We start from the raw sequence: 22,132 nt of genomic DNA, 5'->3' as shown, positions 1-22,132 counted from the left end.
TGCGGACAGTCAGTTACGGGGGATCCAATGCGCAGACTGCCTTTCCTTGCCGGTGCACGTGGGCGCCTGCTGATGTTCAACCTGTTGGTGGTGGCGGTGACGCTGATGGTCAGCGGCGTGGCGATCGTCGGCTTTAACCATGCGGGCAAGCTGCAGGAACAAGTTCAGGCGCAAACGCTAAATGAGATGAACGGCAGCATGGCGCTGAGCCGGGATACTTCGAACGTGGCGACCGCCGCCATTCGGCTATCGCAGGTGGTGGGTGCGCTGGAGTATCAGAGCGAGTCAGCCCGGCTGAAGCAAACCCAGCTGGCGCTGCAGGCCTCGCTCAGCCGACTGGCGGACGCTCCGCTGGCACATAGCGAGCCGGAGCTGGTTCAACGCATCATCAGCCGCAGCAACGCATTGGAAACCAGCGTGACCCGCATGCTGGATCTCGGTCACGCACGGCATCTGCAACGCAATATCCTGCTCAGTGGGCTGTATCAGGCGCAGAGCACGCTGCGGCATATTGCCAGTCTCAACCAACGTAATAATCAGAACCCGCCCTCGCTGCCGCTGCTGAGCCAGATCGACCGGCTGCTGGCGATCGCCATTCAAACCCCGACGCCCAAGGCCGCCGCCCAGCAACTCGACAGCGTGATGGCCTACTGGCCGCAGCACAGCCCGGATGCCTTGGTCGACGAGAAAATGCGCCAGTTCCGCGACAGCGAACAACGCCTGCTGCCAGAAACGCTGGAGCTGGAGCAAAGCGATCTGGCCCTGGCCTATTACACCTACCATATCAAAGCCTTAGTAGCGATGCTCAATGACGACATCAATCTCTACGTACAGAAGGTGGCGGACGAGTCGGAGCTGCGCACCCATCAAACCCATCGCGAACTCAGCTCCATCAGCTGGTTTATCGGCCTGTTCGCGCTGCTGGCGCTGGTGATTACCGGCTTCGCCGGGTGGTATATCTACCGTAATCTGGGATCGAACCTGACGGCGATCGCCGGCGCCATGACGCGGCTGGCGCGCGGCGAACGTGACGTCAGTGTGCCTGCGCTGCAGCGCCGTGACGAACTGGGCGATTTGGCGCGGGCATTCAACGTCTTTGCTCGCAATACCGCCTCGTTAGAGCAAACTTCTCGCCTGTTGAAAGAGAAAAGCACCCAGCTGGAAACCACCTTTCTGGCAATGCGCGACGGCTTTGCGCTGTTTGATAACGACGGCCAACTGGTGGTATGGAACCCGCAATATCCGCTGCTGCTGGGGCTAAACGAACACCAGTTGCACCGGGGCCAACACTACCGTGAACTGCTGCAACACGTGACGCCCCCGGCGGGTCAGCGCTGGGAAGCGGTGCTGGCCAACCTGTCCAGTGAACTGCCGCAGCCGCAGGAACTTCGCCTGAGCGACGGCCGCACCGTCGAGCTGCGCTTCAGTCCGGTACCGAACCGTGGGGTGGTCAACGTGGTGTTGGAGCGTACCGAGCGCAAAGCGCTGGAAGAGGCGCTGCTGCACAGCCAGAAAATGAAGGCGGTCGGTCAGCTCACCGGCGGCCTGGCGCATGATTTTAACAACCTGCTGGCGGTGATTATCGGCAGCCTGGAACTGACCACCCAACAGACTCAGGACGCCCAAACCGAACAGCGCATTGCCCGGGCTCTGAAGGCCGCCGAACGTGGTGCACAGCTCACCCAACGGCTGCTGGCATTTTCGCGTAAACAGGCGTTGCATCCGCAGGCCATCACGCTACAGACGCTGGTAGAAAACCTGCAGGAGTTGCTGCGTCATTCACTGCCTACGACGTTGTCGCTAAGCATTGAGACTCAGCGACCCGGCTGGCTGGCGTGGGTGGATGCCAATCAGTTGGAAAACGCGCTGATCAACCTGGTAGTCAACGCCCGGGATGCCATGGATGGCCGCAGCGGCGTGGTCAAGATCCGTATCTACAACCAACGAGTGGTGCGCAGCGGTGGCAAGAAACAGGACATGGTGGCGCTGGAGGTGATCGACACCGGCTGCGGCATGTCGGAGGAAGTGAAAGCGCAGGTGTTCGAACCTTTCTTCACCACCAAGGCAGTGGGCAGCGGCAGCGGGCTGGGGCTGTCGATGGTTTACGGCTTTGTTCGCCAGTCCGGCGGCCGGGTGCAGATTGAAACCGCACCGGGCGAAGGCACTCTGGTGCGTCTGCAACTGCCGCGCGCCCCGGCACCGGCAATCGCCCAAGCACCGCCCCTGCCGCTCGAAGAAAGCGACGGCACCGACAGTCTGGTGTTGGTGCTGGAAGATGAAAACGACGTGCGCCATACGCTGTGCGAACACCTGCATCAGCTCGGCTACCTGACGCTGGACTGCGCAGACAGCCATGAAGCGCTGGCGCTGCTGCGCCAGACGCCGGATATTGGGGTGCTGGTCAGTGACCTGATGCTGCCGGGCGAACTGGACGGCGTGCAGGTGATTGGGCTGGCGCGAGAGATTAATCCGCGCCTTACCGCGCTGCTGATCAGCGGTCAGGATATACGCCGTCACCACGAAGACACACTGCCCAACGTTGAACTGCTGCGCAAGCCTTTCAGCCAGCGGCAACTGGCGTTGGCACTGCAACGGGCACGCCGCTCAAACGCGGCCGCTGACGCAATTCGGAGGGAATGAGGCGATTTTTCGCCCCTGATTCGTTATTATGCCGCCCTGCTTTTGATGAATAAGCGTGCCAGATGCACGCCCAGCCAGGGATAACATTATGCTGTGGTTTAAGAATTTGATGGTTTACCGTTTGAGCCGCGAAGTGGCGTTAAACGCGGATGAAATGGAAAAACAACTCAGCGCTTTTGCTTTCACCCCGTGCGGCAGCCAGGACATGGCGAAAACCGGCTGGGTTTCTCCGATGGGTTCCCACAGCGAGTCACTGACGCACGCGGTTAATGGCCAGATCGTTATTTGCGCGCGCAAGGAAGAGAAAATCCTGCCGTCGCCGGTCATCAAACAAGAGCTGCAGGCCAAGATTGAACGCCTGGAAGGTGAACAACACCGTAAGCTGAAGAAAACCGAGAAAGACGCGCTGAAAGACGAAGTGCTGCACAGCCTGTTGCCACGCGCCTTTAGCCGCTTTAATCAGACTTTTATGTGGATCGACACGGTTAATGACCTGATTATGGTTGATGCCGCCAGCGCCAAACGCGCGGAAGACACTCTGGCGCTGCTGCGCAAAAGCCTGGGTTCACTGCCGGTAGTGCCCTTGACCATGGAAAGCCCGATCGAACTGACGCTGACCGAGTGGGTACGCTCTGGCGAGCTGCCGGCCGGCTTTATCATTCAGGACGAAGCAGAGTTGAAGGCAATTCTGGAAGACGGCGGCGTGATCCGCTGCAAGAAACAGAACCTGATCAGCGATGAGATTGCGGTACATATCGAAGCCGGCAAGCTGGTGACCAAGCTGGCGGTGGACTGGCAGGAGCGCATTCAACTGGTGCTGGCAGACGACGGTTCGCTGAAGCGTTTGAAGTTCGCCGATACGCTGCGCGAGCAGAACGACGATATCGATCGTGACGACTTCGCCCAGCGTTTTGACGCCGACTTTATCCTGATGACCAGCGAACTGGCGGCGTTAATCAAGAACACCATCGAAGCCCTGGGTGGCGAAGCCCAGCGTTAAGGACACAAAGGCGCAAATCGCTGCGCCTTTGTTCCACATGAGTAGCGTTGCAACACAGATAGCATACCCAAATTAATTGGAGTTGCAGCTAGGCGGCAAGTGCGGGAATCCCCAGGAGCTTACTCAAGTAAGTGACTGGGGTGAGCGCACGCAGCCAACAACGCTGCAGCTTCAAGTAAGAAGGGTATGGGTTATTTACTTAAATAACGGCACAGATAGGCGGTCGCGTCGGCCACCTGCAGGTTGAACTCACTGTGTGCCGGTACGAAGAACTTCTCACCCGGCATAAACACCTGCCAGTCCGGCGAGCCCGGCAGCAACACTTTCAACGCGCCGGTAATCACGGTCATTTCTTCCGGCAGGGCGGTGGTGAAGGTGTACTCTCCCTCTTCCATGACACCGACGCTGGTAAGGCCGATGCTGCTACTATCGAAACCGATAGACTTCACTTTTCCGGCAAAATACTCGTTTACTTTCAGCATAGACTGACACCCGCGTAATCAACTTTATGGGAAATCCATATTGGGGGATTGCGGTTGATCTGTCACTGGTTTTTCTCGCGAAATGCGATCGTGGCGCAGAGTAAAACGCTGCCAAGCGGTTGACCGTCAGCCTGCCGTTCTGGATAAAAAGGCAAAATACTGGCAAGCAAAGAAAACTCGGCCATTTCAGTACATTTTATCTTCTTTTGAATCAATTAAATAAATACCACCCTATTAACTTAACAGCCCAAGCCGATGCGCAGACTTAAGTAGTTCAGTTACCTTGTGCGCTTTAAGCTTGCGCATAGTATTCAGGCGATGAGTCTCAACCGTTTTAATGCTAATATTCAGTAGTTCAGCAATATTGCGATTAGCGTTACCTTCACTGATCAGTTGAAGAACCTGATGTTCGCGGCAAGTGAGCAAAGTGAGATTTTTTAGCTCACGACCCAAATCGGCAATGGCAAACTGATTCAAACAAGGATCGAGATACTGTTTTCCAGCAGCCACGCTGGTTATTGCACTCAACAAAACCATTTGCGAGCTGGTTTTTAGCACATATCCCATAGCACCGGCACGTATCACTCGGCTGGCTGTCAATTCGTCCTGTGTTGCGGTGAGTACAAGTATTCGCAAGGCAGGCCAACGCTGGCAAAGTTGAGGTATGACATCCAAGCCGCTCAGTCCCGGCAAGCCCAGATCGAGAATGACGATATCCGGTGTAAATTCGCGACAGGCGGCATATATGGAAAGGCCATCTTCAATCTGCCCCACGACCTGGTAACGAGGGTACGCCGAAAGAAGATTCTTCACGCCGTGAATAATCAACTGATGATCATCAACTATTAACACGCGGTATGAGTTCATATTAATATTAAACCTCGCAGAAAAACGGTCACTATTGATGCTCAAAATGTGAATCCGACAGGCTATGGATCAACTGACGCAGAAGGAAGAGCGTCTTTTGTTGCGGTATTAAACCGCCGAGCATCTGAAACTCCATTTCAACAATAAGATCTACCGCCGTTTGCAGCCCAGCTTGCCCACATAAGCCTTTCATCGTATGTAAAAGCCTGTTCATCGACTCCCGCTGATAATCGTGCTGCTCAGCACCGTCCAACAACCGAAATAACTCGTCGCAGACTTTATTTCGTACCGGTGATACTGCCATAGGGAGCATGGGCTCCCCGGGATCCTTTTGAAGGATTAGAGTGATATTGCGTCTTAATTGATACTCGGCAGTGAGCTCCAGCATTTGTGAAAGATCGCTTAGAGTCACCGGCTTAGAAAGGTAGTCATTCATTCCCGCATGTATGGCGCGTTCTTTTTCTTCGGTCTTGGTGTTAGCCGACAGAGCAACAATCATGCAATCGGCGTCCTGCACTTGGGCGTCATTCCGCCATAAACGGGTGATCTCCAGGCCATCACTGCCCGACAGCAATATATCCATCAGAACCAAATCAAAACGATAAAGCTGACCCAGCTGCAATGCCTGTTCCCGATTTTCGGCCAGGTAAACCTGCTGCCCCAAACGCTTGAGCATTTCTCCGATAATTTCGCGATTAGTTAAAATATCGTCCACCAGTAAGACACGCATGCGCCAAGGTTGAAGGGGGACGACATCCTTAACAGACGGGGTAATTCCTACCAACAAACGTTTGGTTATCTCGTTCAGACGACCTGGTAAAAACTGCAGGTCACTATTGGACAGCTCGTCAGAAGGATCTCCAGTCAGGCACGATACCCCCCATGCCATCAACTGCGGATGCAATGCTACGGGCGCAAAAATCCCCCCCCGCAAGGGTTCAGGCACACTGAACTCTGCCAGTGGCAGCTTGAACACCACCCGGCTTCCCTGCCCTAAAATGCTGTTAAAAACCAGTTGTCCTCCCATCATCTTGGCCAAATTGGACGCTATCGTGAGCCCCAAACCAGTCCCTTGTGCATGTGCCTGCACCTGATAGAAAGGAACGAATACCGCGTTGATATTTTCCTCAGATACCCCACACCCGCTGTCGTCAACAGTAAGAACAAGGGTGTTACCCGTTCGTTCTGCCGTCAACGAAATACCACCTTGATCGGTGAATTTACAGGCATTACCTAGTAAATTGACCAAAATTTGCTGAACGCGAAGTGCATCCAACGAAACATGGTTTGGCACATTTTCAGCCAAGTGTACTTTCAGCGCCAATCCTTTGCTCTGCGCCATTCCCTGGACAGTCAACATAGCTTGATCAAGGATGGGGAACAATTGACAAGGGGCGCACTGCAACTCAATTTGCCCAGCCTCTATACGGGAGAAATCGAGCAATTTATTGATGATGCCAAGTAAAGTCCGGGTACATTGATGTGCGGTGTCAGCAAGCCACAATTGTTGTTTATCTATGCCACCGGCTTTTAACAGCTCAAGCGCTCCCAAAATGCCGTTTAGAGGGGTTCGTAATTCATGGCTGATTGCTGTTAAGTGCCGACTCTTACGCTTGTTCGCTAATTCGGCCTGCTGCTTTGCTTTCGTCAGTGCCCGCGTTCTTTCCGCCACCTTTTTCTCCAAAGTGGCATACTGCTGATTCAGAGTGTCCAAAAGTCGATTGTAGGCAACCGCGATTTGACCAAGTTCGTCCTGTCGATTCTCAAGTAGCCGTGGGTAAAAATTCTCAGGGCTTGTTTTGCAAATCACATCAACAAATTGCCAAAGTGGCCGCGCCAGATAGCAGCGTAACATTCCAAACAGCGCCAGAGTGATTAACAACAGAATGCCCAAAGCAAAAGGCAATTGCGTCCTGGCCTGTTCTGCAATTTCTTCGAACATCCCTCTGTTAGGGTAAATCACTAATTGCTGCCAGCCAGGTCCTTTGAGTTGAGTACGTAAAACCTGATAGCCTGGAATCTGCTGCCATCCGTCCTTCAATTGAATATCTTTCAGCGCTTTTAGAATGTTAGCCTCTTCTTCCGCAGGATATTTTCCATGAAAGAAGGGCAAAATTTGTTGCTGCTGATCCAACCAGATATCGATATCAAAGTCAGTGACCGTCTGACCATAGGATAATAGATCATCTAGTTTGATCGCATACCCTACCAATCCACCAGTCTTGTCACTCGCCGCCACTGAAATGCTCCAGCCGCTACCTGAGATATATTCTGGTTTTCCCCAATAGATATTGTCGTGGGTCGGCTCTGATTGAAAATTAGCCAACTCCAATCGGCGCTTGGCGAAATAATCACCAGCTATCTTCTCCGGTGGATAAATGGATATTCCTTGCGAGCGTTTGAAAATGAAGCTATCCAGATAGTATGTTTGCCCTGCGGCACCGTAAGCCTGAATAAACCAGTTATCCTGACTAATTGTTCGATCTAGATAACAGACATTGCTATTCATGGGCAGAAACCTACTGTCATTCTTTGACGGCACACTTTTTTCATACTCATGATTTTCATAGAAAATATCGTAGCGCCTGGCAAGATCATGTGCATCTTTTTCTCCACCAACAAACCGATGATTACTTAGCTCTGCTCGCAAGTTCGCTAAGTTTGATAGTTCGTCCATAACGTGCTGATGAGCATTATTCAACGAAAAAAATACGGTAGTTACAACAGAAACCAACCAGATAAAAAACAAACTTATTGATAAAAAAACAGTAAGACGAAACACCAGTGACGAATGTATTCTCATTTTTTCACCCCTGTAAGACAGGGCATATTTTTTATGAAGGGATAAAGTTACCCAAATCCATTGTGGGCATGCCTAACGCTCAATCAACGTTACTTGATGAAATATAAGTAATATCCCCCCATCTGTGTAAAATACTAATGAGTTAGACCAAGGGAACCTTATCACATCACTTTCATTGAAAATGATAGCAAGCTCATAATATAAAGGCAGACTATTGCGCGAGGGATATTATAGCGAATAATTATACGTGGAATTCATACGAAGGGTAAACGACTCAGGTATTTATAAATATGCCGTTGGCAACTTGCGATGAAAGTCACCTTATTCAAGGATAATAATAAATTTCTTAATTCACAATAATCCAAGCAAGTCTCACCACGCGCACAGTACAGTGCAACACGATAGTAACATTAGCTAGTGAACGAATAATACATAACGCCAGATAAACTCATCTAGCGTTATGGCTCAGTGCGCAGAAAACTTACTCAGTACCAGGGAGATCCACAGTCTTGGAGGTGATTTCCTTCTTCGCGTCGTTCAACTCTATGATAAACTGAGCATCAGCGTTCAAGCGAGCAAACACTGCTGCGCCCATAATTCGCCCGGCATCTACATCGCTCTGCCAGTGTGCGCCACAAATTACTCTGCTTTGGCCAAACTCATAGCCACGCTGTAAAAGAAGATTTTGTCTTTCCGGTCTTATTTCGGCCAGCACTAATGCTGTTGTCCATCCTAAAGTAGTATGCCCTGAAGGGTAGGAACCATTCATTCGAAGTTTGACTTCATCTTCAGGAGTGCAAGTATGCGAATTGAAAAACATAAAAGGTCTTGGCCGCATATAATAACGCTTGGCCGATGCTGTAGCGAACCGCCCGGCATCTATTCGAATTTTTTTTAACAACTGATAAGTCGCTGGTGTTTCTGATGGAGAAATATCGACCCCTAGCGCTTTCTCAAAAGGTTTCCCGATATTATCATCCGATAAATTAGCATCGGCAATGGCCTGGTGCCATCTGTCGGTTCCCGTCAGACTTCGGCCTTGTTCATATGCGGCTTTATCCATTAAAAATGCTATGCTGTCACTCCGTGGCGGCAAAGGCAAAATCGACAAACTATCAGGTGCCTGAGGATCGGATAAAAAAGAATTCCGAGCTGAGCCCTGACTATTTTCATGGGCAAATAGGATATCAGGAATTAACACAATAAAAAAAATAGCAGTCGTAATATTTAAGGTTTTACTCATAAAAATACCCAGTAATCATAAAATAAAAAACAATTGAAATGAATAATAAAACTTACCGTCAGCTAAAAATCATTCAGTAAAAAAGTCTTAAAATCATTATAATAAGATGCCGACATTGATAAACCAGCGGCTTTAACCCACTCTTCAAATGGTGGGGTAGATTTCATATAAGTAGCATGTGCTATTTGAGCATAGTTAATAAAATTAACCAGGAATGCTCTATAAAAATTATCTATATCATCAACATACTGCTCATATACTTGAAAGAAACCGACCACGAGCGAATGAAAATACCCGTCATTATATATACGTTCAAAACAGAGCAAAGAAAGAATGAAGGGAAAATCATACATCATATCCCCGCACTGCCTCATTCTATCAATAAACACTAATTCATAATTAGGCGCCATAAGTATATTTCGTAAATGCAAGTCTCCGTGAATCCTCGTAAAATAGCCATGGGTGTTCTCATTGATTTCCTGACGGCGTTCTAATTGTCTTACTGCACATATTTTTTCATAGTCTTTAATAATAATAGGTTCTGCCCAATGAAGCTTGGCCAGAAAATCAGCAAGATTGTTAACTAACTCAGATACTCTCCCATGCCTTTCCCGTACAATGACTTCCAGTGTTTCACCCGTGGTAAAAAAATAGTTAATAACACAATCATGCAATTGACTTCTTACATGAGCAGGAAAACTATTATACTGACGGTGTAACGCCCTGGCGTCAGAGGAAAATTGACATTTTTTTTCAACACTGTAGGAGTCGTTAAATCGCGTCTGCACAATTCCGGAAATCGGATTTTCTATTTCGGCATCCTCAATCATATATTCGGCAATCTGTCGCATATAATCATAATAATCTGTTTTATTTTCGACCAACATTTGAGTGAGGTGGCCTTCAGATATTTTAAATGCTCGTTTAACAGGAGCGATGAGATCATAGTAGTCCCCGCGTCCCAACCTAAATATTTTATCAGTTCTCTCAACTGTACTTTCGTGAATAGGGAAATCCATATATTCCAGACTTAATTGTTTCATGGCAGTAGTGAAACAATCTGGCAAATCCGTAGCACGCAGTGCAGCTGCACAAATGTGGCCATCAGGGATCCCATTTTGTCGTAAATAATGTCGAAGATACTCAGTTGCTGCGGCCAGAGAAGCCCCCGAGTCAACAAAATCGACTACTACCCAATGGGATTTTCTCTTTAACTTTACATCAGAAATAAACCTCTGGAAGTGATCACCAAGTGCAATCATTTGGTCTCTGGAAAGTGGATCTCTTAATAATGAAATATTTTCACCAGGGTAATTATGACGAAAACCACTAAGTGGTAATATAACTATTTGGTCAGACCCTAAGTAACACTCAATAAAAGCCATCAATGGTGTAGGTGTACGTCCGACACCGATAAATATAACTGGCCATTTATCAGACGTTTTTTCAATAAGAGATAACCCCAAACGTTTTAGTTGTTGATACTCAAATGGAGAGACCGTCAATCCATTATTTATTTGACCATTCATAATGTACCTCCCACAATCAACCAATTATGATTAGATATAAATTATATTTAAATTAAAAATTAACGCGCATTTTAATTAAAAAAACCAAGAATACGAATTCTATTTATCCACAAATTTCTGATATTCAAATAATTTTTTATAAAGTCCGCCATGCTGTAGTATGAGTTTGTCATGAGAACCTTGCTCAACAATCCGACCATTATCGAAAACCAAGATTCTATCCATCTTGGATAAAGTGGAAAGACGATGAGCAATCACCAAAGTAGTTCTGTTGAGCATCAGCATATCCATTGACTGTTGTATGTGAGTTTCACTTTCACTGTCTAAACTTGAGGTGGCTTCATCAAGAATCAATAAAGGTGCATCCAACAGGAAAGCGCGCGCTATTGCCACGCGCTGACGCTCTCCCCCTGATAATTTGACTCCACGCTCACCCACTTGCGTCTCATACCCTTCGGGTAAGTGGCTAATTAACTCGTGAATTCCAGCTAACTTCGCCGCAGTCACTATTTCATCATGGCTAGCATCTGGCTTGGCATAAGCAATATTTTCAGCTAGAGAACGGTGGAATAATAGCGGTTCCTGAGGAACGATGGCGATTTGACTTCGCAAGGAAGCCAATTGCATTTGAGCGATATCTTGGCCATCAATAGTTATTTTCCCACTTTGAATCTCATAGAGTCGCTGGATCAACCTAACGAACGTCGATTTCCCCGACCCTGAATATCCGACCAGACCAACCCGCTCACCAGGCGTAATCATCACACTAAGATGTTGATAAAGAGGTACTGAATCAGCAGCACAGTAACTGAAATTCACCTCAGAAAAACAAATCTCACCGCGTTTAATCTCCGCATGTACAGCCGCATATTGTTCGGATTGTTCAGTAGGGGAATATTCGAATCCAACCAATGCCTCCAACTCATTCACCGACCGTTGGAGATGACGAAAATTGCTCCCTATCCGCCGCAGATAACCTTGCAACATAAAAAGGGTCGTCAGCATAAATGTGATGTCCCCGACATTAATCAGACCGCGCTTCCACAGTAGCAATAACAGCCCCAGTATCATGGTTTGCAATGCAACCAGCATTAAGTCTTGTACACCGCCGTTAACATTGCTGCGCATCCAGGCCCACGAAGTGTGGTGACGCCAAAGGGCCATGATCTTTGAGAGCCTCTCTTCTTCTCGTACTTCTGCACCAAATGCTTTTACTACTGCATTACAGCTTAAAGCATCGGCCAAGGCTCCGCCGATGCGGCTGTCCCAGGCGTTGCCCTTACGTGCAACGGGTGCAACATAAAGCACTGTCAGAATCACGGTCACCACGCTAAATAAAGCCACTCCTACGGCAAAAACACCGCCAGCGACAGGCCAATGTAACCCTACAGTAATAGTACTGCCGATCAACATAACTCCAATAGGTAACAAGCCTGCCAATAGTGTTTCATTAAAGGAGACCAAAGCCCACATGCCACGAGTTATTTGTCTAACCGTCGAGCCGGCGAAACCATTCGCATGCCAATCAGTAGTAAATGACTGTATTTGCTTAAAAGCACGCCCCCCGGCTAAACTCATCATCGTCAGCGTCAATGATGCAATATTTACATTAAGGCATTGGCGTAAAAAAACACCGGACACGCCCAATCCAATCATCATGTAAAAAGCTGTCGTTGGACTATCTCCCGCAGTCAATACGTTGACAAAATCAGCAGCAAATAATGGCATGAGAATATCGCTTAACGCAGAGAGCATCGCTATTACTACAATCGTCCCTATCCGCCACGGCCTCTCGGCCCATTGCCTAAAAACAAATGAAAATGTCTTTTTTAAGGAGGAGTTATCTGAAAATTCTTTTTTATCACTCATATAATCACCACTTACTAAATAAAATTTCAGAACAACACCGATAACAATCGCTCTTTGTTCTAAAACAAATCACTCTCTTGGAGTTTTAAACCACAAATCAACTTTTGGATTAGCCATTAAAAAATAACTATAAACAGCGCCAACACAGTTAATAAAGCTTTTTATTAAAAGCGCAATATAAATACTTGATGAACTAGCATTAGCTTTAAAAAAAACATCAAGTATTGGTTTGTGTAATAACACCACGTACCAATAAGTCAACACCAGCATGAGAACAACAGCTGGCCACCATTCAAAAGAAAATGATATTCCTATTGCTAAAATAGTTAATATCGGACCAAAAGGCCATTGCAACATCTGAAAAACACGCTTCCCTAGTAAAAGAAAACGTTTTTTATTTTTCACTTTAGATCTGGAACGCATCAATATCATTATTGAAGATAAATCTCCCGCATGCCAACGAGCAGATTGTCGCACCGCTATAGCTAACCGGGGAACAGACGAACAATAATCAAAATAAGGTAAAGGCTTTACATAAACTTTACCCAAAACAGCCTTATAACCAAATAACAAGTCTTCCGTTACTGTTTCTGTAGGAAAAGGATTATTTTCAAGGTACTGTCTTCGAATAAACAAACCATGTCCGATACAATAAGATAAAAGAATCGGTTTTTGCTTACGGTAATTTTTCAATAAGGCTGGTAATTCATGACTCATCATCCACCGAGTTTGGAAGATCGCGGATGCCTTTCCCAGAAGAGATAGCTCATTGAAATTTGTCGAATAGACTGGCGGCATTTGATAGATTTCCTCCCTGTGAACATCTTGGGAGACATAATTCAGTCCACGTGGATCGGGTCGTGAGTCCGCGTCAAAAACCCCATAATATGTTTCAATATCATCAGTATTTAACATGGAATTTAAACGCCTTACGGCGTAGTTTATCTGACTAGCTTTGTTACCCGTAGTAAATGGATAATGAATAATTAAAACCTCCTCTGATAAATATGGCTGTATTTTTTTATATGTTTTATTTTTATTTCTGTCCCCTTCTTTTTGAGTAGTCACAAATACCAACATACTCTTAGGATAGGATGCCAAAATTTGTTTGAAATACTTTGTCGTCCCATCGATAACAGAACACTCATCCATAACAGGAATCAAAATAACAATTCGGTTTGTTTTTTTTGCAAGCAATAAATTCCTAGATTCATCAGCAATAAACTCCCTACTCTTTTTTATGTTACTGTACTGCCGGATATTGATAATAAGAAGAGTGCAGACCGATATAAAAACAAAGCCAACAATTAAAACCATCATTTTTCTCCACATCTGACTTTATCAATAAAAACATTACAATCAACATTCCCATTCTGCGAACCTGGACAGTTCACAAGCCATTGTTTCAATTGACTAACCTTTTCTTCCGTTTTTAATTTAGCGTCAATAACAAGCAGCGGAATTCCGATAATCGATGTGAATAAATGTTGGTAAGCATAGAGAGTGTCATTCAAGAAACTCTCACAGCGCCAAAACTCAGGCAACCCCTTAGTTATACGATTGGCAATCTTTTTTTTCTGTCTAACAATAGACTCTACACTGCTAATGTCGACATAAATTACACATTCTGGTTTGGGTAAACTGCCATCTGCGATCTTGTCTGCATACATCCTGACTGTCGACTCAAAAATATCAAGTGATGCCCATCGGCTGTAAGCATAGGCATAACAAAGATGTGTAAAGTAAGAGCGATCGTAGAAAATTAATTTATTATCATTCATCCTTTCCGCCTCCCTACTTATAAACCAATTATTAATTCTCTCTACCTCATCAAGGGATTTTCCATTACCAGGAAAATCCTCCCTACTGAGTACCTTTCCTAACTCGAAACAAACTGAATCGCCCTGTTCTGCCAGAGCATTAACCAATAAACTTTTTCCGGCACAGGGTAATCCTTCGATAAAAATCATTTGAATTTTCCCTCAAAAATAAGTTTAGATTTTTTTATCTCACTTTTAGAGTCGATACCCAAAGAGGAAAAGGTTGAGTGGCAGAAATGGAAAACAAAACAATCAAGTGCCAGCCCTATTTTAAAATTAAATTCTAGCGCTCTACGACAAAAATCATCATCAGTATGATAACCAGACTCAAAAGATTCATCCAATAACCCAACTTTTTCTAAAACCTCACGCTTCATCAATAAACAATGGCCATAAGCACTGGAAATTGATATAGAACGCATATGGTTCTTAACATAAATAGCTTCACTAAATTTTTCCAGATCGTCGACCAGCGGATCAAAACCAATCAGTAGTGGATTTTCACCATCATCTGGTACTGAAGCCATATTGGTTAATGGGGCTATTATGTCATATTTATTTAAATGTTCCAGCATACGTTGTAGTACGTTAGCTGGAAGTATTACGTCATTATTGGCAAAAAGAACACAATCATTTTCCACCTGTAATAGTCCCTGATTCATTCCCTTGGTATATCCGATATTGAATTCATTTGTGATCAAAGTTGCGTCAAGGCTATTGAGATACAACTGCATATCTTCATCACTTCCGTTATCAACGATAATCAATCTACTCTCAATTTGATCAGCCAGTGAATTTACAAAAATGGTCGTTTTTTCCATTTGATTAAAAACTGGCACTACAACATCAATAACCATGCTATTCTGATCCCATTTACATTTAATTAATATTTCCTGATGCATAACACTTTATAAATACCACCTAAACTAAAGTTTAAAAACACACATCAGAACAGCATGGAATATTATCTGCATGACAACGTTACAGATATCAGGTAATCACCTGAGATCCCTTAAAAATAATGCGCAAATAAGTCTTTTACCTGATATAAAAAAATCACGATAATTGTTTTAATTCGCAATTCACCAAAACAAATAATAACCAAGAAAATGAATGAAAAATTAAATTCTGACAATGAATTAAAAAACACACTTCATGATAGCAATCATAGGATACGATGCCGACTGTCTATAATTAGCAACTGTAAATTAACTTGTTATGGGTTGAGCGATTTATTGGTTCCTCATGTTGAACATTTCCGTTCTTACTCATCCCCCATTGAATTCATAAAAAACATAGAAGAAGAACATGATTTTATATTGTTTCATGCCAGCACCAAGAACTTACCCTTTTTGCACAATCTTTCGTTGCTGTACCGACGCGTATACCGCGCTCAAAATTGTTATCCAGCATTATTAATCGATCCCAGAACGATGCATAGCCGCAGTCTGGCAATAAAAATGGATTCACCTGCCACATTCAGTATTCTTCAGCCAACTTCCGTATTATTGAACGAGCTCTTTTCCTGGATGATACAAAAAAAAGAACAACCAACGAAAAAAAACATGCCGCTGACAATACTGACAGAAAAAGAACGGCAAGTAGTATTGGCCACGCTAAAAGGAATGCCCATAGCAACGCTGGCACGCCAGAGAGGGGTTAATGTCAAAACGATATATACACAAAGACGAACGGCGATGGATAAACTCGGCATAAAAAATACCCATGAGTTACTCTGCTTAAGAGTACAGGGATTACTCTAGGCCTGATCTAATGCATTTATGGCGGCCAAAACAAGAAACCGGCCTGATGCCGGTTTCAGAGGGATATTATTTAATCTTCCAGCGCCGGATCTTCATAACGATGCTTGGCATCGAGCGCTTCCTGCTCGGTAGGATGCTCACTGAGTAGCGTATTGGGCTCAATATCATCGGTGCGCACCTCAAAACGGTGCATATGCAAGCTTGGATCGCCCCGGTCAACGGCGACCACTCGGGCAGTTCTCGGATAGCCAGGTCGGTTATTTTCGCGCATGCTGATCTCCCGTGTGATTCCACAAGTTTAAGTATAGCAGCGGTATCTATACCGACACGCGTGACCCCAAATCGCGATCGCCGTGTTCGCCTTCCAGCAGCTGCGTCAGCTCATCGCAGGCGCAGATCTTGCCGTCACGCACGGTGAAATGTGCCAATACCTTAACCAGGCTGCGGCTTCCGTCACGCTTTTCCACCCGAACCTGGTGGTGGGTCAGTACCGAATCCCCCTGCCCGGCTACGGCGACTATCTCCAGCGTCATGCTGCGGGTGAGTTGTTTCAGTAACGCCATATGCTGCATGAAGTGGGCGTAATCCAGCGTGTTGCCGTCCACCTGCTGGAGGTAATCTTCACTGAAAAACTCAGCAATCAGCAGCGGCTGGTGTTGTGGTGCCGCGACGACCCGTTGCAGGGCCTCGAGCACCAGGGCGGTTGGGGTTTGCAGGCTCATTTTTATCTCCAAAATTAAACGTTGAGGAGATCATAGATCAGGCAGAGAATGGCATAATAACCGCAACTGGACATTCAATACGGTAAATCGGCCAATCAAGATGATCCTGCAAAGCGAACGACTGTGGCATGAAAAAAAGCACTTAACGCCCTGGCATCAACATACCCGCGGACAGCTCTATTTATTAACCCACGGCATGATTGCGCTGGAAACTCAGGAGCAACAATGGGCAATGACCGCCGGCAGTATCGGCTGGCTGCCAGCGAACTGCGCGCACCAGGCATTGGCCTGTGGCAACGTCGCCGGCTGGAGCCTGTATCTGCCTGGATCCCTATGTGCAGATCTGCCGAAACAACCTCATTTGAGCACGGCTTCCGGGTTGATTTTGGCGTTGGTGGAACGCCTTGCACAATTCGCAGGCCAAAGACTGAACGCGCCGCAACGGCGACTACTACAGGTATTGCTCGATGAGATGTGCGCGCAGGAAAATACTCCGTTACAACTGCCTCTGCCGCAGGACGCACGACTGCTGAAAATCGCCCGTGCGTTACTCAATGAGCCGGCCAGCGAACGCAGCCAGAGTGAATGGGCCGCCTGGGCCGGGCTGAGCGTCCGCACCCTGAGCCGGCATTTCATCAGCGAAACCGGCGTGACTTTCGCCCGCTGGCGCCAGCAGGCCCGGGTGCTCCGTTCGCTGGAGCCATTGTCACGCGGTGAAGCCGTCAATCAGATTGCCGGCGACTGCGGTTATGACAATGTCAGCGCCTACATTGCCGCTTTCCGTCAGCGTTTTGGTACCACACCGGGGTTGTATTTTGTTCATCGCGAGACTCATGTTCGGGAGAAAAACGAGGCAGCCGCCAGGCGCAATTGACGGTGCCCCAAGAGAGAGCTTATTTTACCGTTTCCAACTGCAGGGCGGAGAGGATCTGCTCAACCACCTGTTGCGGGCCACCGGTGCCGTCCATCACGTAGTGAGCGGCCTCCTGATACAGCGCTTCACGCGCGGCCAGCACCTCCAGCATTTCTTCGGCAATCGGACGGCCGGTCAGCGTAGGGCGCTGTGTATCTTGCGGGTACTCTTCCAACCGCTGTGCCAACACTTCGGCGGGTGAACGCAGATAGATGACCTTGCCGTGCTGACGCATAAAGCGGCGGTTCTCCTCCGCCAGGATCGCACCACCACCAGTGGCAACTACAGTTGACGGTTGAGTGACCGTTTGCAGAGCAATGCTTTCACGGCGGCGAAATCCCAGCCAGCCTTCTTGTTCGACCATTTCCGCCACGCTCATCTGCGTGGTCTGCTGCATAAACAGATCGGTATCGATGAATTGATAGCCCAGCGCCAGCGCCAGTGCGCTGCCCACCGTGGTTTTACCGGCTCCGCGCGCGCCTACCATGAAAATGGTTTGTGTCATTACGGGTTGTCCCTTATACGGTGACTTGAGTGCATTTGCTCGCCAGAACCCGGCGTGCTAAATCCTGCGATGGCGTGGTTGCTGCATCATACCGCCATCACTCTGTATTTCAATATTTACGATAGTGTAAATTCCATGGCACAGCGACTGCCGACGGCGAAGCCATCCGCCACCTCCTGCGCCAACCGAGAGCTCAATGATGCACTGAGCCGCTCAGGGGCTATCGGCCGGAAACCCAGCCGTTGGTAATAGGGTGCATTCCAGGGCACATCAATAAAGGTGGTCAGCGTCAGGCGCTGCGCCCCCTGCAACCCGCCCTGTGCTGCGACCTCGGCAATCAACCGACGTCCAATGCCCTGACGTTGCCAGTTGGCGGCAACCGACAGTTCAGCGATATGCCAATCCTGCTGTTGCGCCATCACCGCGATAAACCCGGCCGCCTCACCCGCGGTGCTTTCCGCCAGCCATTCCTGCCGCCGCTGAATAAAATCAGTATGCTGCTGCGCATCCATCACCGGGCCTTCGGCAATAAAAGCCCAGGCCGGTTGTTGATGAAATAACTGCGCAGCCGAGCGTTCGACGGCGATCAGTTGAGCAATATCCTGCAGTTGCGCCAAACGAATTTTCAGGCTCATCGGATCCTCCTTAACAACAGGCCGGCTATTTAACCAGATTTATCCGACGGCAGATACCCGCCGCCGGACTGGCTTCCCAGCCCACCAAATTAGAAGTCGACGCTGGCACGCAGCACCACTTCACGTGGTTCCCCCACCGCCACACGCAAATTGCCGCCGCTGGAAGGATAATAGGTTTTGTCGAACAGGTTCTTCACGTTCAACTGCCATTTCACCCGGTAGCCATTGACCGGCATGATGTAAGCGGCGAAGGCATCGGCGACGGTGTAATTATCAAGATTAAAACTGTTGGCAGCATCGCCAGGGCGGCGGCCCACATAACGCGCACCGGCTCCCATGCGCAGGTTGTCTCCGCTGTATAGCCCTGGGGAACCCAAATCCTGCGTCAGGAACAGTGAAGCCGTGTGGCGCGCCACGTTGGTCATTTCCTTGCCCTTGTTGTCCGGGTCGTCCACCACCCGCGCATCGGTATAGGCATAAGAACCGATCAGGCTCAGCGAGTCGGTAATATTGCCTGCGACATCCAGCTCCACCCCTTGCGAGCGCACGCGCCCGGCGGTGCGGGTCACGGTTTCGCCATTCACCAGTTCGCTGACCATCACGTTGCGTTTGGTGATATCGAACAAGGCCAGGGTCCCGGTGACACCGTTCGGCAACTCAACCTTGCTGCCCATTTCCCAGGCCTTGCCCTGTTCCGGCGGTAGCGAACCAATCTGGCTGGCGATGGAAGAGTTTGGTTTGAAAGACTCGGTATAGCTGCTGTACAGCGACACATACGGCGTCAACTTGTAGACCACCCCGGCGCGGGGCACCAGTTTGCCATCGGAGCTGTCGGTATTGGTGACAAACGGCCGCCCTTTGCCGGCAAACACGTCAAAGGCGTCGTAACGCAGTCCGCCCATCACCAGCCATTTATCGGTCAGCTGCACGGAGTCCTGCATAAACCAGCCGTAGCTGGTGAGGTTTTCACGCTGATCGCTGTCTTTGGCGCTGACGGCGTTCGAGGTGGGCATCTGGCCGTAAACAGGGTTGTAGATATTGAAATCACTGTTCTTCTTGCCGCGGATCATATTGCCGCGATAGGTGCGATTATCTTCAAAATCAAAGCCGAACAGCATTTGGTGGTTGATGCTGCCCCAGTCGACGTCACCGTTGAGCGTCAACTGCACCGCGTTGGCATGGCTGACCGCATGGGCGGTGGAGTCGGCCTGGCGCGACAGCACGCCGGTTTCAGGATCCAGAGCCAACGCACGTGCCTGGTTGTCGCTGTAGCTGTTGCGACTGTAGGCGTAGGTCAGTGAGCTTTTCCAGCTCTCGTTCAACACCTGATCAACCTGCAGGGTAACGCTGTCCTGATCGCCGCGCGTGGCGTTATAGCTTTCGTCGAAGCGACGATCGCGCGGCGTATTCACCGGTTTGCCGGTTCGCGAATCGATGATGGTACCGCGATCGAACGACACCAAATACTCCATATGCTCGTAGGCAACGCGCACCGTGGTGCTCTCGCCGAACCACATCAGCGACGGCGCAATCACCGTTTGGCGGTTGCGGCCAAAGTTACGCCAGTAGTCGGTCTCGTCGTGATCGACAATCATCCGATAGGCGAATCCTGAAGTCCCCAGCGGCCCGGTAACGTCCAACTGGCCGCCACCGCCCTTGAAGCTGCTGCCCCAGCCTTCCACATGGGTATGCTGCTGCAACTGCGGCTTTTTGGTGATCATATTGATCATCCCGCCCGGTTCACCCATGCCGTACAACATCGAGGCCGGGCCTTTCAGCACCTCAACCCGTTCGGTGGTTGGGGTAAAGTTGCGTGCCTGCACCGAGCGCACGCCATCGCGCAGAATTGAGCCGTCGCGGTTATCGCCAAAGCCACGTTTCATCACCGCGTCCTGAGTTCCCCCCAACGTATTCGCCTGGGTGATGCCGCTGACGTTATACAGCGCCTCATCCAGGCTGCTGACCGCCTGATCGGTAATCACCTGCTGCGGCACCACATCGATAGCCTGCGGCACGTCCAGCAGGCTGGTTTCCGTGCGGGTGCCGGTCACGCTGGTCAGCGGCTGATAGCTTTGTACGCCATCGGCCTGCGCCTGGCCAACCACCAGCAGGGTTTCCCCCTTCTCTGCGGTTTTGTCGGCACCGATCGCCGGTACAGAGGCGCAGGCCGCCAGAGGCAGTGCACACCACCAGCCACGTTGGGTGTTATTCATTATTTAACTGACTCCAATAGGTCCCTGAAAAAGGTAACGGCAAAAATTGTTGATATAACTGCTTAAAGGTCTGCTGCGGGTTGATGTCTGCAAACAGATCCGGATAGAAGGTTTTGGCGAACATCTCAACCGCGACAACGTGATAAGGGCTGAGATAAAAGTTGTGCCATATGCTCCAGGCCTGGTGATTTTTTATGGCTTTCAGGTTGGCGAGCATCGGTTGTTTTTGCATCACCCGGCTAAAGCTCTCATCGGCTTCCTGCTGGGTGACCAGCGGCCCAAGGCGCAGATCGGAAAAATGCTTGCCCTGCGGCCCGGCCATGCCGGTGGCGATGTAGATGTCAGGATTGGCGGTCAGAATGGTTTCCGGGTTCAGCTCACCGTAGACGCCTTTGATGCTGGCGTTGGCAATATTGTCGCCGCCGGCAAAGGTCAGCAAGTCACCGAGGTTGCCATGGGCCGCCGTGGTGCAGCAGGTTTCGCGCCGCCCGAGGTGCAGGTGCAACATCACCTTGGGTTTCGGCCCCTGATAACCGGCCAGCCGCTGCTGGATCACCGCCATATGCTGTTGATAGAAGTTGATGAACTGCTCTGCGCGCTGCTGACGGTTAAGCACTTCGCCCAACAGGCGGACGCTAGGCACGGTGTTATTCAGCAGATCGACCCGTAAATCGACGTAGATCACCGCAATGCCGGCCTTGCTCAACGCACTCAGCAATAAATCACTGTCACCCTCTTCCCGCGCATAGCGCGCGAGGATCACTAAGTCCGGCTTCAAGCGGATCAGGTTTTCAATATTTACCTGGCGGAAATTGCCCTTGCTGATAGAGGGGATCGCTTTGATCTGCGGAAATTTCTGCGTATAGAGTTGCCAGCTTTGCGCATCGAAACGCGCCATATCTTCCGGCCAGCCAACGATACGTTGGGCGGGGTTTCCCGGTTCGAGCAGCGCCAGGGTATACAACATGCGGCTCTCGCCCAGCACAATACGCTGCGGATTGTCCGGCACCTCAACCTGACGCCCCGTAATGTCAGTGACCATTTTTGCCTGAACGCCAAAAAAGCCGAACAGCAGGGAAAGCAGCAGAAAAATGAGGGAATTGCGCATCAGTGAGCCGGATTAGCCAA

19 protein-coding genes are annotated in these 22,132 nt (G+C 48.9%); 4 read left to right on the top strand and 15 right to left on the bottom strand.

The genetic code is table 11. The annotated features are described in order from the left end of the window. Nucleotides 1–27: 27 nt before the first annotated feature. Entirely contained in the window at nucleotides 28–2,640 is a 2,613-nt protein-coding gene (locus tag SERS4_RS0105720; protein WP_017891793.1) for an ATP-binding protein, read from the top strand. 88 nt (nucleotides 2,641–2,728) lie between these two features. Continuing rightward, nucleotides 2,729–3,640, top strand: coding sequence for a recombination-associated protein RdgC (rdgC, locus tag SERS4_RS0105715; protein ID WP_012005468.1), 912 nt, complete (start codon nucleotides 2,729–2,731; stop codon nucleotides 3,638–3,640). Nucleotides 3,641–3,831: 191 nt separating this feature from the next. On the opposite strand, the gene ppnP is transcribed toward rdgC, so the two are convergent. The 9 genes from ppnP to SERS4_RS0105665 form a co-directional block, all read right to left on the bottom strand. Then, entirely contained in the window at nucleotides 3,832–4,122 is a 291-nt protein-coding gene (gene ppnP, locus SERS4_RS0105710) for a pyrimidine/purine nucleoside phosphorylase (RefSeq protein ID WP_012005467.1), read from the bottom strand. Between the two features lie 234 nt (nucleotides 4,123–4,356). Further along, a complete protein-coding gene (locus tag SERS4_RS0105700) occupies nucleotides 4,357–4,989 on the bottom strand; it encodes a two component system response regulator (RefSeq protein ID WP_017891791.1) in 633 nt (210 codons plus the stop codon). Between the two features lie 31 nt (nucleotides 4,990–5,020). Continuing rightward, complete coding sequence (locus SERS4_RS0105695; RefSeq protein ID WP_017891790.1) at nucleotides 5,021–7,792, bottom strand: two component system sensor kinase; 2,772 nt, start codon at nucleotides 7,790–7,792, stop codon at nucleotides 5,021–5,023. Nucleotides 7,793–8,273: 481 nt separating this feature from the next. Continuing rightward, nucleotides 8,274–9,035, bottom strand: a complete 762-nt coding sequence (locus tag SERS4_RS0105690) for a phosphatase PAP2 family protein (RefSeq protein WP_017891789.1) — start codon at nucleotides 9,033–9,035, stop codon at nucleotides 8,274–8,276. Nucleotides 9,036–9,097: 62 nt separating this feature from the next. After that, nucleotides 9,098–10,564 (bottom strand): hypothetical protein, encoded by a 1,467-nt coding sequence (locus SERS4_RS0105685; protein ID WP_156816640.1) that lies wholly within the window; start codon nucleotides 10,562–10,564, stop codon nucleotides 9,098–9,100. A gap of 99 nt (nucleotides 10,565–10,663) precedes the next feature. After that, complete coding sequence (locus SERS4_RS25670) at nucleotides 10,664–12,433, bottom strand: ABC transporter ATP-binding protein (protein WP_017891787.1); 1,770 nt, start codon at nucleotides 12,431–12,433, stop codon at nucleotides 10,664–10,666. A gap of 69 nt (nucleotides 12,434–12,502) precedes the next feature. Next, a complete protein-coding gene (locus SERS4_RS0105675; RefSeq protein WP_156816639.1) occupies nucleotides 12,503–13,753 on the bottom strand; it encodes a glycosyltransferase family 2 protein in 1,251 nt (416 codons plus the stop codon). Further along, a complete protein-coding gene (locus SERS4_RS0105670) occupies nucleotides 13,750–14,403 on the bottom strand; it encodes an AAA family ATPase (protein ID WP_017891785.1) in 654 nt (217 codons plus the stop codon). Before SERS4_RS0105670 ends, SERS4_RS0105675 begins: the two co-directional genes overlap by 4 nt. Continuing rightward, on the bottom strand, nucleotides 14,400–15,110 hold the full coding sequence (locus SERS4_RS0105665) for a glycosyltransferase family 2 protein (protein WP_017891784.1): 711 nt from the start codon (nucleotides 15,108–15,110) through the stop codon (nucleotides 14,400–14,402). Before SERS4_RS0105665 ends, SERS4_RS0105670 begins: the two co-directional genes overlap by 4 nt. A gap of 252 nt (nucleotides 15,111–15,362) precedes the next feature. Between SERS4_RS0105665 and SERS4_RS26725 the strand changes: the two genes are divergently transcribed. Next, nucleotides 15,363–16,016, top strand: coding sequence for a LuxR C-terminal-related transcriptional regulator (locus tag SERS4_RS26725; protein ID WP_083906158.1), 654 nt, complete (start codon nucleotides 15,363–15,365; stop codon nucleotides 16,014–16,016). 70 nt (nucleotides 16,017–16,086) lie between these two features. Here the strand turns inward: SERS4_RS26725 and SERS4_RS0105650 are convergent, their stop codons facing one another. Both SERS4_RS0105650 and SERS4_RS0105645 read right to left on the bottom strand, forming a co-directional pair. Next, nucleotides 16,087–16,287, bottom strand: coding sequence for a YaiA family protein (locus SERS4_RS0105650; RefSeq protein WP_026142228.1), 201 nt, complete (start codon nucleotides 16,285–16,287; stop codon nucleotides 16,087–16,089). Nucleotides 16,288–16,333: 46 nt separating this feature from the next. Next, nucleotides 16,334–16,738, bottom strand: a complete 405-nt coding sequence (locus tag SERS4_RS0105645) for a nuclear transport factor 2 family protein (RefSeq protein WP_012005461.1) — start codon at nucleotides 16,736–16,738, stop codon at nucleotides 16,334–16,336. A gap of 100 nt (nucleotides 16,739–16,838) precedes the next feature. On the opposite strand from SERS4_RS0105645, the gene SERS4_RS0105640 reads away from it, so the two are divergent. Continuing rightward, on the top strand, nucleotides 16,839–17,612 hold the full coding sequence (locus SERS4_RS0105640; protein WP_017891780.1) for an AraC family transcriptional regulator: 774 nt from the start codon (nucleotides 16,839–16,841) through the stop codon (nucleotides 17,610–17,612). Between the two features lie 19 nt (nucleotides 17,613–17,631). Here the strand turns inward: SERS4_RS0105640 and aroL are convergent, their stop codons facing one another. The 4 genes from aroL to SERS4_RS0105620 form a co-directional block, all read right to left on the bottom strand. Beyond that, nucleotides 17,632–18,156 (bottom strand): shikimate kinase AroL, encoded by a 525-nt coding sequence (gene aroL / locus SERS4_RS0105635; RefSeq protein WP_012005459.1) that lies wholly within the window; start codon nucleotides 18,154–18,156, stop codon nucleotides 17,632–17,634. A 116-nt stretch (nucleotides 18,157–18,272) separates the two neighbouring features. Further along, on the bottom strand, nucleotides 18,273–18,791 hold the full coding sequence (locus tag SERS4_RS0105630) for a GNAT family N-acetyltransferase (protein ID WP_017891779.1): 519 nt from the start codon (nucleotides 18,789–18,791) through the stop codon (nucleotides 18,273–18,275). A gap of 89 nt (nucleotides 18,792–18,880) precedes the next feature. Beyond that, complete coding sequence (locus SERS4_RS0105625) at nucleotides 18,881–21,004, bottom strand: TonB-dependent siderophore receptor (RefSeq protein WP_017891778.1); 2,124 nt, start codon at nucleotides 21,002–21,004, stop codon at nucleotides 18,881–18,883. Beyond that, on the bottom strand, nucleotides 20,997–22,112 hold the full coding sequence (locus tag SERS4_RS0105620) for an ABC transporter substrate-binding protein (protein ID WP_017891777.1): 1,116 nt from the start codon (nucleotides 22,110–22,112) through the stop codon (nucleotides 20,997–20,999). Before SERS4_RS0105620 ends, SERS4_RS0105625 begins: the two co-directional genes overlap by 8 nt. Nucleotides 22,113–22,132 lie beyond the last annotated feature (20 nt).

The sequence above is a fragment of the Serratia sp. S4 genome, from assembly GCF_000347995.1.
GTDB lineage: Bacteria > Pseudomonadota > Gammaproteobacteria > Enterobacterales > Enterobacteriaceae > Serratia > Serratia quinivorans.
The sequence above is the reverse complement of the archived record's forward strand: the minus strand, read 5'-3'. Positions and strand labels throughout refer to the sequence as shown.

What these genes read in the sequence shown, in the direction of transcription:
- SERS4_RS0105690 (WP_017891789.1), bottom strand. Translation starts at nt 9,035, where the DNA reads ATGAGTAAAACCTTAAATATTACGACTGCTATTTTTTTTATTGTGTTA.
- rdgC (WP_012005468.1), top strand. Translation starts at nt 2,729, where the DNA reads ATGCTGTGGTTTAAGAATTTGATGGTTTACCGTTTGAGCCGCGAAGTG.
- SERS4_RS0105670 (WP_017891785.1), bottom strand. Translation starts at nt 14,403, where the DNA reads ATGATTTTTATCGAAGGATTACCCTGTGCCGGAAAAAGTTTATTGGTT.
- SERS4_RS0105675 (WP_156816639.1), bottom strand. Translation starts at nt 13,753, where the DNA reads ATGATGGTTTTAATTGTTGGCTTTGTTTTTATATCGGTCTGCACTCTT.
- SERS4_RS0105720 (WP_017891793.1), top strand. Translation starts at nt 28, where the DNA reads ATGCGCAGACTGCCTTTCCTTGCCGGTGCACGTGGGCGCCTGCTGATG.
- SERS4_RS0105695 (WP_017891790.1), bottom strand. Translation starts at nt 7,792, where the DNA reads ATGAGAATACATTCGTCACTGGTGTTTCGTCTTACTGTTTTTTTATCA.
- SERS4_RS0105665 (WP_017891784.1), bottom strand. Translation starts at nt 15,110, where the DNA reads ATGGTTATTGATGTTGTAGTGCCAGTTTTTAATCAAATGGAAAAAACG.
- ppnP (WP_012005467.1), bottom strand. Translation starts at nt 4,122, where the DNA reads ATGCTGAAAGTAAACGAGTATTTTGCCGGAAAAGTGAAGTCTATCGGT.
- SERS4_RS0105625 (WP_017891778.1), bottom strand. Translation starts at nt 21,004, where the DNA reads ATGAATAACACCCAACGTGGCTGGTGGTGTGCACTGCCTCTGGCGGCC.
- SERS4_RS0105630 (WP_017891779.1), bottom strand. Translation starts at nt 18,791, where the DNA reads ATGAGCCTGAAAATTCGTTTGGCGCAACTGCAGGATATTGCTCAACTG.
- aroL (WP_012005459.1), bottom strand. Translation starts at nt 18,156, where the DNA reads ATGACACAAACCATTTTCATGGTAGGCGCGCGCGGAGCCGGTAAAACC.
- SERS4_RS26725 (WP_083906158.1), top strand. Translation starts at nt 15,363, where the DNA reads ATGAATGAAAAATTAAATTCTGACAATGAATTAAAAAACACACTTCAT.
- SERS4_RS25670 (WP_017891787.1), bottom strand. Translation starts at nt 12,433, where the DNA reads ATGAGTGATAAAAAAGAATTTTCAGATAACTCCTCCTTAAAAAAGACA.
- SERS4_RS0105645 (WP_012005461.1), bottom strand. Translation starts at nt 16,738, where the DNA reads ATGAGCCTGCAAACCCCAACCGCCCTGGTGCTCGAGGCCCTGCAACGG.
- SERS4_RS0105640 (WP_017891780.1), top strand. Translation starts at nt 16,839, where the DNA reads ATGATCCTGCAAAGCGAACGACTGTGGCATGAAAAAAAGCACTTAACG.
- SERS4_RS0105700 (WP_017891791.1), bottom strand. Translation starts at nt 4,989, where the DNA reads ATGAACTCATACCGCGTGTTAATAGTTGATGATCATCAGTTGATTATT.
- SERS4_RS0105620 (WP_017891777.1), bottom strand. Translation starts at nt 22,112, where the DNA reads ATGCGCAATTCCCTCATTTTTCTGCTGCTTTCCCTGCTGTTCGGCTTT.
- SERS4_RS0105650 (WP_026142228.1), bottom strand. Translation starts at nt 16,287, where the DNA reads ATGCGCGAAAATAACCGACCTGGCTATCCGAGAACTGCCCGAGTGGTC.
- SERS4_RS0105685 (WP_156816640.1), bottom strand. Translation starts at nt 10,564, where the DNA reads ATGAATGGTCAAATAAATAATGGATTGACGGTCTCTCCATTTGAGTAT.